The sequence below is a fragment of the Nitratireductor sp. L15S-10 genome, from assembly GCF_045011005.1.
Classification (GTDB): domain Bacteria; phylum Pseudomonadota; class Alphaproteobacteria; order Rhizobiales; family Rhizobiaceae; genus Nitratireductor.
In genome coordinates this window covers 3,354,381-3,367,083 of the sequence record NZ_CP120674.1, presented here as the reverse complement: position 1 = coordinate 3,367,083, position 12,703 = coordinate 3,354,381, and the positions used below count along the sequence as shown (strand labels likewise).

The 12,703-nt window shown below is 62.0% G+C and carries 10 protein-coding genes and 1 tRNA gene; 2 read left to right on the top strand and 9 right to left on the bottom strand.

The features are described from left to right. Positions 1–19: 19 nt before the first annotated feature. The 6 genes from P2W41_RS16110 to P2W41_RS16085 all read right to left on the bottom strand — a co-directional run bounded on the left by P2W41_RS16110 (position 20) and on the right by P2W41_RS16085 (position 7,312). Complete coding sequence (locus P2W41_RS16110) at positions 20–430, bottom strand: YbaN family protein (protein WP_404933747.1); 411 nt, start codon at positions 428–430, stop codon at positions 20–22. Positions 431–589: 159 nt separating this feature from the next. After that, positions 590–665: transfer RNA gene (locus tag P2W41_RS16105), tRNA-Phe, on the bottom strand. A 154-nt stretch (positions 666–819) separates the two neighbouring features. Continuing rightward, positions 820–1,665 carry an ABC transporter permease gene (locus tag P2W41_RS16100; protein ID WP_292899156.1) on the bottom strand — a complete coding sequence of 282 codons (846 nt, stop codon included), beginning with the start codon at positions 1,663–1,665 and terminating at the stop codon, positions 820–822. Next, positions 1,655–2,425 (bottom strand): ABC transporter ATP-binding protein, encoded by a 771-nt coding sequence (locus P2W41_RS16095; RefSeq protein ID WP_292899157.1) that lies wholly within the window; start codon positions 2,423–2,425, stop codon positions 1,655–1,657. Before P2W41_RS16095 ends, P2W41_RS16100 begins: the two co-directional genes overlap by 11 nt. A 45-nt stretch (positions 2,426–2,470) precedes the next feature. Next, complete coding sequence (locus P2W41_RS16090) at positions 2,471–3,490, bottom strand: ABC transporter substrate-binding protein (RefSeq protein ID WP_404933746.1); 1,020 nt, start codon at positions 3,488–3,490, stop codon at positions 2,471–2,473. Between the two features lie 402 nt (positions 3,491–3,892). Further along, positions 3,893–7,312 (bottom strand): indolepyruvate ferredoxin oxidoreductase family protein, encoded by a 3,420-nt coding sequence (locus tag P2W41_RS16085; RefSeq protein WP_404933745.1) that lies wholly within the window; start codon positions 7,310–7,312, stop codon positions 3,893–3,895. Positions 7,313–7,454: 142 nt separating this feature from the next. On the opposite strand from P2W41_RS16085, the gene P2W41_RS16080 reads away from it, so the two are divergent. After that, positions 7,455–7,934: an Lrp/AsnC family transcriptional regulator gene (locus P2W41_RS16080; protein WP_292899161.1), complete on the top strand. Its 480-nt coding sequence runs from the start codon at positions 7,455–7,457 to the stop codon at positions 7,932–7,934. A 52-nt stretch (positions 7,935–7,986) separates the two neighbouring features. After that, positions 7,987–9,306: an NAD(P)H-dependent oxidoreductase gene (locus P2W41_RS16075; protein WP_404933744.1), complete on the top strand. Its 1,320-nt coding sequence runs from the start codon at positions 7,987–7,989 to the stop codon at positions 9,304–9,306. A gap of 33 nt (positions 9,307–9,339) precedes the next feature. Here the strand turns inward: P2W41_RS16075 and proC are convergent, their stop codons facing one another. The 3 genes from proC to P2W41_RS16060 all read right to left on the bottom strand — a co-directional run bounded on the left by proC (position 9,340) and on the right by P2W41_RS16060 (position 12,523). Beyond that, entirely contained in the window at positions 9,340–10,146 is an 807-nt protein-coding gene (gene proC / locus P2W41_RS16070; protein ID WP_404933743.1) for a pyrroline-5-carboxylate reductase, read from the bottom strand. Positions 10,147–10,214: 68 nt separating this feature from the next. Continuing rightward, entirely contained in the window at positions 10,215–11,474 is a 1,260-nt protein-coding gene (locus tag P2W41_RS16065) for an Hsp70 family protein (protein WP_404933742.1), read from the bottom strand. Positions 11,475–11,557: 83 nt separating this feature from the next. Further along, positions 11,558–12,523 (bottom strand): glycosyltransferase family 2 protein, encoded by a 966-nt coding sequence (locus P2W41_RS16060; protein WP_404935005.1) that lies wholly within the window; start codon positions 12,521–12,523, stop codon positions 11,558–11,560. Positions 12,524–12,703: the final 180 nt, after the last annotated feature.

Here is a 12,703-nt window from a genome sequence, read left to right as displayed (position 1 = left end):
TGCCGCATCAGAAAACGGATCAGGCTTCGGGTCTTGAAGCGATCCAGACTGCCACTGCCCCAATAGCCGCTGCAATTGCCAGCGCGAGCAGCGGGCTGGGGCTGTAGAGAAGGACGAACAGTCCAAGACCGATGGCCATGCCGGCTGCAGCGAGGATTTTCGCGCGTCGCGGGATAACGCCCCGGTCGCGCCAGTCGCGCAGAACAGCTCCGAACCTGGGGTGTTCAAGCAATCTGCGTTCGAGTGACGGTGAAGAGCGAGCAAAAAACCATGCGGCAAGAATGAGGAAGATCGTGGTCGGCATGATCGGTACGAACGCGCCGACGAAAGCAAGGCCCAGCATCATGAACCCCAACGCCATCAGGATGATCCGCTTTGCACTCCGGAATGCCGGCGCGATCTTCAAGATTTGAGCTCCATCCAACATCATGATGCGGTTAGTGGTGTTTGTGCCTGCACGGACCGTATTCATTGAAACACGCGCACGGAAACACGCGCACGACAAGAGCCCGCCGCTCTGAAATCTCGTCGTCTCGGGAATGCAGTATGGAATAGAATGCGGCGGTCAACGGATTGATTTGTGAAGAAGTGGTGCCCAGGGGCGGAATCGAACCACCGACACGCGGATTTTCAGTCCGCTGCTCTACCAACTGAGCTACCTGGGCAAACCCTGCTTCACGATGCTGGGGCAGAGATTTCTGCGAGCAGTGGCGGGGTTGGTTCTCCGCCGGAAGCGCGTGGGTTATAGCACGAGATTTTCCGCTGACAAGCGCCCTTCGGTCGATTTGCAGGGACTTTTTTCAAAACCCGCGCGAACCCTCATGTTCGCCAAGAAAGAAGGCGCTTTTCAAGCTTGCCGATCAGCCACGCAATGATAAGGCCGATGACGGAGAGAAGTGCCACGCCGGCAATGAGCTGATCGAGCGCAAAAAGCGCTCCGGCCATCAGGATATAGGCCCCGACGCCGAATTCAGCGCCAATCATCTCTGCCGCCACAAGCAGAACAATGGCGATGGAAGCCGAGATGCGAAAGCCCGACAGGATGGCGGGCATCGCGCCCGGCACGATGATCTTGCGCACGATGGACAGCCACGACATGCCGAAGGACTGGCCCATTCGGATGAGAGTCCGGTCCACATTGTCGACCCCACCATAGGTGGCGATCACGGTGGGGAAGAAGGTGCCGAACAGGATGGTCGCGACCTTGGAACCTTCGCCAATGCCGAACCAGATGATGAAGAGCGGCAGAAGCGCAATCTTTGGAATCGGGAAAAGCGCGGAGACCAGCGGCAGAAGCCCGGCGCGGGCAAGCGAAAAGAGGCCGATGAAAAGGCCGACGGCAATGCCAAGCAGGCTGCCCAGCGTCCAGCCGACGATCAGTCGGTAAAGGCTCGCGCCCAGATGTTTCCACAGCATGCCCGTCTGGAAGAGATCGATCAGCGCACCGAACGCTTCGGATGGAGCCGGCAGCGCAATCGGGCTGATGAAGCCTGAACGCGAGCCGAGTTCCCAGACCGCCAGAATGACGAGGAAAACAATTGGCGCGACGGGGCCGAGCGAGCGATGAACGAAACCGCCGCCCCGGAATGGAACCGGACGCTGACCACCTGTTTCAGGCGCTGCGGCATGGCTGGCAGGCACGTCGCGCGTTGCATCATGCGACATCGGAAATCTCCCGGTCGGCTTCGCGTGCTTCCTCGCGCATGATCTCCCAGACGCGGCGCTGGAGGGTTTCGAGCTCTGCCAGCCGGTCGGCACGTTCAGCGAGCGGCATGTCGATTTCGACCACGTCGCGGATACGCCCCGGCCGACGAGACAGAACGATGATGCGGCGGCCCAGACGCACGGCCTCGTTGAGATTGTGCGTCACATAGCAGGCGGAAAACCGCTCGCGGGTCCACAACGCCACGAGATCGTCCATCAGGAGTTCGCGTGTCTGGCTGTCGAGCGCGGAAAGCGGCTCGTCCATCAGCATGATGGCCGGCTTGACGGCGAGCGCCCGGGCAATGGCCACCCGCTGCTTCATGCCGCCGGAAAGCTGGCGCGGCAGCGCCTTTGCGAAGTCGGAAAGACTGGTGCGCGCGAGCACATCGGCGATTATGGCCTGCCGCTCGGCTGCGGCGATGCCATGATCTTCCAGTACGAGGCTGACATTGCCTTCCACGCTGCGCCAGGGAAGAAGGGCGAAATCCTGAAAGATGTAGGTCAGCGGATTGAGCGAGCCTTCCGGCTCCGGGCCGGAAAGAAGCGCTTCGCCCGCATCCGGCTTTTCCAGCCCACCGGCGATGCGCAGAAGCGTGGACTTGCCGCAGCCCGAGGGACCGACGATGCAGACGATCTCTCCATCATCCACCGTAAGCGAGATGTCGTCGAGGACGGTCCTGCCGCCATAGTGATGGGTAATGTTCCTGAGAAGAAGCTGCATCGGCTCAAAGAATGCCGCCCCGGGCGGGCCGGGGCGGTTTCGCTGTTAGCGGGTTTCCACGAAGCTGGTGTCAACCAGCTTTTCCACCGTCACGCCTTCGGGCACGAGGCCTTCGGACTTGAACCACTCAAGCTGATCCTCGACGCTGGCGACGCTGAGGGCTGCCCCTTCATTGATGCGCATCGCGCCCGCACGAATGCGCGGATCGGCCTTTTCGAGCGGCTGGTCGGAATAGACGTATTTGTGGATCATCGCGACGATGGCAGCCGTGTCTTCCTCGCTCATGGTCTTGTCGACGAGGGCGGCGTTATAGTCGCTGATCCCCTCGGAAAGGCCGGCGAGGAAGCGCTCGACCAGATCCTTCTTTTCGGTCGCATTTTTTGTCGAGGTGAAGACCGTGGTGACCTGATAATTGTCGATGTAATCAGACACTTTGCCGATCTCCACCACTTCCGGCCCCTTGGTGAGTGCGCCGGCGATGTTGGGAACGATGGACCATGCATCGATCTGGCCGCTCTTGAGTGACGCGATGATGGCCGGCACTTTCTGCAGCGGCTTCACTTGGATTTCCGCACGGTCAAAGCCTTCCTTGTCGGCGATCTTGTGCGCCATGTAGTGGAAGGAGGAGCCGGTGGTGGTGATGCCGTAGGTGCGGCCCTTCAGATCGGCGGGCGTCTTCACGCCGGCGTCATATGCGGCCCTGGAAGCGAGGATCTTCTGGCCTTCGACATCCGGCGTTTCCTGCAAGGCACCGCCGATGACCTTGATTACGCCCTTGTCGGCAAGGCTGATCAGGCCACCGGAAATGGCTGTCATGCCGAAATCGACATCGCCTGAAGCGATGGCAACAGCCATGGGCTGCGCGGCCTGGAAGGACACGAACTCGACATCGAGATCCTGCGCTTCGAAATAGCCTTTCGCCTCGGCAATGATGCTGGGGGAATGGGATGTGAGCGAAAGAATGCCGACATTGATCTTGTCTGCCGCCTGCGACGGCAGCGCAAATCCGGCAATTGCGGTGGAAAGGGCAAGTGCGCCGAGCGCACGGCGGGTGATGGCAGTCATGGGGACCTCTCGGAATGTCTTCGACCAATGCTATTTGCACAGGCGGCGGACCGGAGCAAGCAAATGGGACGACAAGAAGGTCAAAAGATTTTGTGAAATTGTTTTATATCAGAGCCTTACGAGGGGTTGGCGCAGAGTGAGGGGCCGGACGCAAAGCGCGTTTCACGAGCGTTTGCACCGCACTCCCTCTGGTTGACATGCAAGGTGCCCGTCCTCTCCCTCGTGATCCTATGGCTTGACCATAGGATCCATGCCGTGGCTGTGGCGGCGGCAAAGGCGTGGAAAATGAAGCGCTTCTTTTTGAGAGGCTGCGATTTAACCTTGGCGTTTTGGCATGGATCCTCGGGTCGGGCCCGAGGACAACGAAGGAGCGGGGAGGGAGGGGGGATTATCGGGCTGTGCCTAAAGACGCGCATCCATCTCTGCGCGGATGCGCTTTGCGGCTTCCTCTTTCACCGGGCCGTAGCCGCGGATCTGCATCGGCAATGCGAGGGTCTCGGCGAGTTCTGCCGCATTGCCGGCGTCGAGTTTTGAAAGCGCATTTTCCACATGCGCCTCGTACCAGTCGATCAGCTCGCGCTCCATGCGTCGCTCGGCGGTGTAGCCGAACGGATCGAAGGCTGTGCCGCGCAGGCGTTTCATGCGGGCGAGGATGCGGAAAGGCAGACGCACCCAGGGGCCGAATTCGCGCTTGAGCGGCCGTCCGCGCGCGTCATTGCCGGAAGCAAGAAAAGGCGGGGCGAGATGGTGAACGATGCGATAGTCGCCTTCGAACTCGTCTGCGATGCGGGCAGAAAACCCCGTTTCCGTGTGCAGGCGCGCGACCTCGTATTCATCCTTGTAGGCCATCAGCTTGAAGAGAGAGCGGGCGACGGCCCGGCTGACGGCATCGCTGCCCAGCGGAGCCTCGACATTGCGCACGCGATCCACGAAACGGCGGTAGCGCGTGGCATAGGCGACATCCTGATAGTCAGTCAGGAAGGCCTCGCGGCGGGTGATGATCTCATCGAGCGTTCCGTCAGTCTGCGGCTTGGGGTCGAGTAGCTCCTTCAGCGCGTCCGGCCTGTCGGCGGCGAGCCGACCGATGAAGAAGGCGCGGTGGTTTTTCTCGATGGCGACGCCGTTGAGCACGATGGCCTGGGTGAGCGCATTGAGCGAGACCGGCACGAGGCCCTTCTGCCAGGCGAAGCCAAGCATCATCACATTGGCGAACACCGTGTCGCCCATGAGCTTTTCTGACAGGCGGTTGGCGTCCATGGCAGCGAGCGCACCCTTGCCTGTCACGCCTTCGATGGCGGCGAGCCGCTGGTCGACGCGAAGGCTTGCATCGCGCTTGCGCACGATGTCGCCGGTGGGCATTTCGGCAAGGTTCACCACCGCGCGCATGCCGGGACGGTAGCTGGCCGATGCCTTGGGGGAGGACGACACGACAATGTCGCAGCCGATCAGGGCGTCGGCAGCGCCACGGTCGATGCGCACCTGATGAATGGCGTCGGGTGATGACGCCAGCCGGACATAGGAGAGCACCGGCCCGAATTTTTGCGCAAAGCCGGTGAAATCAAGCACGCTGGAACCGCGTCCTTCCAGATGCGCAGCCATGGTGATGAGCGCGCCGACGGTGACGACACCGGTGCCGCCAACACCGGTGATCATCAGGTCGAAGGGAGTGTCGAGTGCCGGAAGTTCCGGATCGGGGAGGTCGGCGGCAAGCCGTGTCAGGTCGATCTCCATGCCGGAGCGCTTTTTGCGGGTAGCACCCTCGACGGTGACGAAGCTCGGGCAGAAGCCGTTCACGCAGGAGAAGTCCTTGTTGCAGGACGACTGGTTGATCTTGCGCTTGGTGCCGAACTCGGTTTCGAGCGGTTCGACGGAGAGGCAGTTGGATTCCACCGAACAGTCGCCGCAACCCTCGCAGACGAGGTCGTTGATGACGACGAATTTTTTCGGGTCTTCCATCTGGCCGCGCTTGCGGCGGCGGCGCTTTTCGGTTGCGCAGGTCTGCTCATAGATGAGGACCGAGACGCCCTTCACCTGGCGCAGCTCACGCTGGACGGCGTCCATCTCGCGGCGGTGATGGATGGTGGTGCCGGCGGGCAACTCGCCGGGCTGGAACTTTTCCGGCGTGTCGGAGACGAGCGCGATGCGCTCCACACCTTCGGCGCGTGAGGAATGCGCGATGGCCTGCACGCTGACGGGACCGTCGACCGGCTGACCGCCGGTCATGGCAACGGCGTCGTTGTAGAGGATCTTGAAGGTAATGTTGGCCTTTGCTGCAATCGCCTGCCTGACGGCCATCGAACCCGAATGATACCACGTGCCTTCGCCGAGATTCTGGAAGACGTGGTTCTTGCCGGTAAAGAGCGAGGAAGCCGCCCAGTTCACGCCCTCGCCACCCATCTGGATCAGCGAGGTGGTTTCGCGGTCCATCCAGCTTGCCATGAAATGACAGCCGATGCCGGCCAGCGCCTGTGAACCCTCTGGCACCTTGGTCGAGGTGTTGTGCGGGCAGCCGGAGCAGAAATAGGGGGTGCGGGTCGCACCTTCCACCTGAAGCGAGATGGCCGGTGTGGCGAGGATCTTTTCGGCGCGGGCGATGAAGCCGCTGCCGGGGAAGATGCCTTCGAGCCGCCTTGCGACGATAGGCAGAAGCAGGCGCGGCGAGAGCTCGCCGGTCCATGGCACGAGCCGTTCGCCATTCTCATCGCGCTTGCCCACCATGGCGTGCGGCTTGTGGCCGGGCCAGTCGTAGAAATATTCCTTGAACTGGCTTTCGACGATGCCGCGCTTTTCCTCGATGACGAGGACTTCCTGCTTGTCTTTCACGAAGTCGAGTGCTGCGCGGCGGGCGAGCGGCCACACCATGCCGACCTTGTAAATGTCGATGCCGAGCTGCCGGCATTCGCCCTCGCCGATGCCCAGAAGGCGTAGCGCCTCCATCAGGTCGAGATGCGCCTTGCCGGTGGTGACGATGCCGAAGCGGGCATCCTTTACGTCGTATATGTGGCGGTCGATGGGATTGGCTTCGGCAAACGCCAGAACGGCGTGCTTCTTCGCCTCCATGCGCTCCTCGATCTGCGGCCCGGGAAGGTCCGGCCAGCGATAGTGGAGCCCGCCGGGCGGCGGGGTAAAATCGGGTGTGGCAAATACGCGAGGGGTGGGAATGTCGACGGAGGCTGCCGATTCCACGGTTTCCGAAATGGCCTTGAAACCGACCCACATGCCCGAGAAGCGCGACAGCGCGTAGCCATATTCGGCAAAGGCCAGATATTCCGAAACGTTCGCCGGATTGAGCGTGGGCATGAACCATGCCATGAAAGCCACGTCTGACTGGTGCGGCATGGAGGAGGAAACGCAGCCATGATCGTCGCCGGCAACCACCAGCACGCCGCCATGGGGCGAGGAGCCATAGGCGTTGCCGTGCTTCAGCGCATCGCCCGAGCGGTCGACGCCCGGGCCTTTGCCATACCAGAGACCGAAAACGCCTTCGACCTCGCGCTTCGGATTGGTCTCCACCTGCTGGCTGCCGAGCACGGCGGTGGCGGCGAGATCCTCGTTGACGGCGGGGAGGAATTCGATGCGGGCGGCGTCGAGCCGGTCCTTCGCCTTCCATAACTCAAGGTCGAGCGCGCCCAGCGGCGAGCCGCGATAGCCGGAGATGAAACCTGCCGTGTTGAGGCCGCTCGCGCGGTCGCGGCGTGCCTGATCGAGCACGGCGCGCACGAGCGCCTGCGTGCCGGTCATGAAGACGCGGCCCTTTTCCTGGGTATAGCGGTCCTCGAGCTGATAGCGCGCGAGTTCGCCGGCCTTGGGTTGGACGGTCATGCAATTCCTCCGGTGCAGACTGGAAGAATTCTAAACCGGGGGCGCTGGAAAATTGTGCCAGATTTGGCGTTTGAAATATGGTTTCTGGTGGAATTATCCGATAACGTCGGATTCAACGAATAATTATTCGGGATTTCAGATAATGGCTGAAAAGCTGACCGAGCAGGACAAGCGGCTTCTGGACGCCCTGCAGGAGAACTGCCGGCTCTCCAACCAGGAGCTCGCGGAACGGGCGGGCATGTCGGCTTCTGCCTGCTGGCGGCGGGTGAAGGCGCTGGAGGAGGCGGGGCTGGTCTCGCAATATGCAGCTCTGCTCGACATCGAGAAGGCGGGGCTCGGGTTTCAGGCCATCGTGCATGTCTCGCTGACGCGGCATGACCACCGGCATGTGGATACGTTCATCGCCGAAACGCGGCGGCGGCCCGAGGTGCTTGACTGTTATTCCACCACGGGTGAGGCGGATTATCATCTGCGCGTCGTGTGCCGCGACCTGGCTGCCTACAATCGCTTCCTGGAGGATTTTCTGTTTCGCCTGCCGGGCATCGCCAATGTACGGACCAATCTGATCCTGAAGGACATCAAGAAGAACAGTCCTGTTCCGGTGCAGCTTAAGGCCAATTGACAATCGACGTTCGGTCACCTCCTTTTCGGTCGCCAAACGAGGAGGACATCGGATGACGAATGTGGCGCTTACCGGGCTTGCGCGCGATCTGGAACAGCGGGCGGAGGACGGTCGGCCAGTGCGTATCGGCCTGATCGGCTGCGGCGAGATGGGCACCGACATCGTCACGCAGGTGGCGCGCATGAAGGGCATCGAGGTGGCGGCAATCGCCGACACGCGGCCTGAACGCGCGGCAAGGGCCATCGAGATTGCCGGACGTGCTGCCGAAAGCGCTGTCGAGGCGACGACGTCTGGCGCGATCGCCGACGCGATCCGGGCGGGAAAGACGGCGCTTTGCGGCGATTCGCTGATGGTGGCGCAGAACGATCTGGTGGACGTGGTGATCGACGCCACCGGCAAGCCGGCGGTGGGCGCGGAGATCGGGCTTTCGGCGATGGAGGCCGGCAAGCATCTCGTCATGATGAATGTCGAGGCCGACGTGACCATCGGCGCCTATCTTAAGCGTGAGGCGGCGCGGCTGGGCGTGACCTATTCGCTGGGCGCGGGCGACGAGCCGTCTTCCTGCATGGAGCTGATCGAGTTCGTCTCGGCCATGGGGCACGACATCGTTGCCGCCGGCAAGGGCAAGAACAACCCGCTCAATGTGGATGCCGTGCCGGAAGACTATGCCGAGGAAGCGGAACGGCGCAACATGAATGTGCGCATGCTGGTCGAGTTCGTCGACGGTTCCAAGACGATGGTGGAGATGGCGGCCATCGCCAACGCCACGGGTCTTGTGCCGGACAGGCCGGGCATGCATGGCCCGGCGGCAAGCCGCGAGGAGCTTTCAAGCGTTCTCTGCCCGATTGCCGATGGCGGCGTGCTCTCGAAAAAGGGCTGTGTCGACTTCACGGTTGGCAAGGGTGTCGCGCCGGGCGTGTTCGTGGTGGCGGAGATGGATCATCCGCGCCTGCGCGAGCGCATGAACGATCTGAAGCTGGGCGCAGGGCCGTATTACACCTTTTTCCGGCCCTATCATCTGACCTCGCTGGAAGTGCCGCTCACCTGCGCCCGCGCCGTGCTCTACAACAAGGCGGACATGGTGCCGCTCGACAGGCCGGTTGCGGAAGTCTGTGCCGTGGCGAAGAAGGATCTCGCCCCGGGCGACCGGCTCGACGCGATCGGCGAATACAGCTACCGGGCGTGGATCATGAGGACCGATGAAGCGCGCGCGGCAAAGGCGGTGCCCTGTGGGCTGCTTGAGGGCGGCACGGTGACCGCCCCGGTGAAGAAGGGCGCGCTTTTGTCCTACGCGAATGTCGCGCCCGACGCGGCTTCGCGGCTGGTGGCGCTCAGGGCGCGGCAGGATGCGATGGTGTTCGGCGAAGGGTGATGCGTGGCGAGCGCCAGAGCCTGCGTCGATCCTCTACTTCCCCAGTTCGATTGAGCGCTTTTTCGCAGCGTCGACGGCGTTGCTCACAAGATCAAGCAGCCGGTTTTCATCCATGAAAACGGAGAGCGCGGCGGCGGTGGTGCCGTTGGGGCTCGTCACCTGCTCGCGCAATTTGCCGGGCTCATCGTCGCTTTCCTTCGCAAGCGAGGCCGCACCATAGACGGTCTGCATGGCGAGAAGCTTCGCGGTCTCCTTCGGCAGGCCGGCCTTCTCACCGGCGGCAGTCAGGCATTCGATGAAGTGGAAGATGTAAGCCGGGCCGGAGCCGGAAACGGCGGTGACGGCGTCCATCAGCTCTTCATTGTCGATGGTGGTGACCGCGCCGCTGGTTGCAAGCAGTTCCTCGGCGAAGGTTTTCGCCTCGGCGGTCACATTGCGGTTGGAGAAGAGCACCATCATGCCCTTGCCGATGGCGGCGGGCGTGTTGGGCATGCAGCGCATGATTGCGGCGTGGCGGCCGAGAATTTCCTCGAACGTGGCTGTTCCCGTGCCGGCAAGAACGCTGACGAATGTGGCCTTGTCGGCAAAGCGGGCATAGGCCGGAGCGACATCGCGGATGACCTGCGGCTTGACGGCAAAGACGATCATGTCGGCACCTGCGTCAAGCTCTTCCACGCTTTCTGCGACCGTGACACCCAGCGCCGCGGCGCGGGCGCGCAGTCCCTCGTTCGGCTCTATGACGGTGGCGTCTTTCGAGGCCAGCTTGCCCGCAGCGATCCAGCCCTTCAGCATGGCATAACCCATATTGCCGCAGCCGACGAGGATGACCGATTTGCCCATGAAACTTCTCCCTTGATGACGGCAAAGGAATGCCGCGTGAAGGCAGGGAATGCAATGGGGAAGCGTGCCTAGGTGCCGAACCTGCGGCCTGCGTCCAGCGCGAGACCGCGTCCGACGGAGCCGAACATGTCGCCTTCGACAACGGACGCAGCGGGCAGCATGCGCAGGACATTCTCGCGCAGGAGCGGGATGGCCGAGGAACCGCCGGTGAGGAAGAGGGCGGTGATCTGTTCGGACGCGATGCCGGCATGGACAAGGGTTTCCGAAACCGCTTTCTGAACCCGGTCGACGGTGGTGGAGATGGCGTCGTTCAACTGGTCGCGGGTGACCGGCAGGTCGAGTGTCTCGTCGGTCAGTTGCAGGTTGATGGCGCTTTCGGTTTCGTCCGTGAGCGCAATCTTTGCCCGTTCCACCGCGCCGACCGCTGCATGGCCCTGCCGGTTGGCGACCACGTCGATCATCCGCTCGACCAGATCGGGCCGCGCCGCCTCATAGCGGATCTGCTTCAGATCGGTCATGGACCTGTTGGTGTAGAGCATGTGAATGCGTTGCCAGGTGGCGAGATCGTTGAAATAGCCCGCGGGCAGAAAGCGTTTGCCGTCTTTTGTCTGCGTGCGATAGCCGAATTCCGGCATCAGGCGGGCGAGGCTTAAAAGCCGGTCGAAATCCGTACCGCCGATATGAACGCCATGGTTTGCGAGAATATCATCCTTGCGGTCGGCCCGTTTCGCACGGTCGGAGGAGACGCGAACGATGGAAAAGTCGGACGTGCCACCGCCGATATCGACGATCAGCGCCAGTTCCTCGCCCGTAACCTGCTGCTCATAGTCGAGGGCAGCGGCAATAGGCTCGAACTGAAACTCGATATGGGCGAAGCCGCGGCGCTGCGCGGCCTTTTCCAGTTCGTCCTGCGCGCGGCGGTCGGCTTCCGGATTGTCATCGACAAACTGAACCGGGCGCCCGAGCACGATGTTGTCCACCGGTCCGCCGAGATGGTTTTCCAGATTGTCTTTCAGGAAATGCAGAAACGAGCCGATAATGTCGGAAAAGGCGATGGAATGGGCCTTTATGCGCGTTTTCTCGTGAATGAGGGATGAGCCCAGAACGCTCTTGAGCGCGCGCAGGAGGCGGCCTTCCACGTTCTCCGTATAGCGGCTGACGGCGCCGCGCCCGAAATAGGTGCGGTCGTCCTCGAAACTGAAGAATACCGCGCTCGGCATAGTGACCTCGCCCGCTTCGAGCGCGACGAGGCGGGGTTCGCCGTTCTCCATGAAACCGACTGTGGAATTCGACGTGCCGAAGTCGATGCCGCCGCTGAGCGCTCGCATGGGACTATCCTTGCCGGAATGTGGATCGATTGGGGGAGGGGAGCGATACACAATCGGCGGCGGGAAGTCGACCGTCTGATGCGTTAATTCTTCTCCGGTTCGCGATACTGCTCATTGGCATAGCCGAATTCGGCCATCACGCGGCCGAGCCCCACATAGACGGGGTACATGGCGGTCGAGACGGAGCCTGTTGCAGCAAGGCGAAGCGCGCCGCGAAATGGTGCGGCGGCAAGCAGCGCGAGGCTCTTTGCAAAGACGCGCAGCTTTCCGAACACCTGGTCCCTCCGCTTCTTTTTCTCTACCAGGGTGGAGATGACGCCGTTTCTCAGGGCCCGGGCGCGGATCCAGTCCCGCTCAACGCGGCGTTCGGGCACGATCTCCTGTGTCTCGGCCTCGGCAGACCAGGCAAGGCGGAAGCCTTTCTGGCGCGCTCGGCTGAGAAAATCCGAATCCCCGCCACCCATGAAATTGAACCGAAGATCGAGAAAGGGCCGCGGCATCGCCTCCAGAACCCGTCGCGACACGAGCAGATTGCCGGATGAGAAAAGCGCCGGAACGGGGCCAGTCTCATCATAGGGTGGGGCGAAGACCGGGTGAGTCGCCCAGCGTTCATGCGCGGGCTTTGCGAAGACGGGCACCTGAGGGCCGCCGACGACGTCCGCCTCGAAGCGCTCGGCGGTAGAACAGAGATTTTCCAGCCAGTGCGGAGAGGCCAGTTCGTCATCGTCGATGACGGCGAGATGACGGAAATTCGGGAACTCGGTCAGAGCCGTTTCCCAGCCGGCATTGTAGGCACAGCAATTGCCACGTTCATGTGCGATGATCACGAGGCCATTGAAGGTTCCATCGGCAAAAAACGGTGTCGCGGCCTCGGCGCCGGCTCGTTCCTCTGCCTCATTCTCCATGACAATCACGGCAAACGGGCGCTCCGTTGCCTGCGAGGCCAGCGAGTGGAGCGTGTTCAGAAGCTGGTCCGGCCGCTTGAAGGTGGGAACTGTGACGACGCACGCTATGGATTGCGCGTCAAGCGAGGGCGTACGCGCCACGATTGAAACCGCTCTGCCTGTTTTTTCCTGCGCCACAATCCCGCCACGCGCTGCTGATTCGTGCTCTATAAGCGGTGGAGGCAATTAAGGCGGCGTTAAATACGGCGGGTTTTTGCGGTGGGGAACTGTTGATTTGCCAGCGAAAATCGACTGGCGATGCCATTCCTTAATCAAGAGTTCATT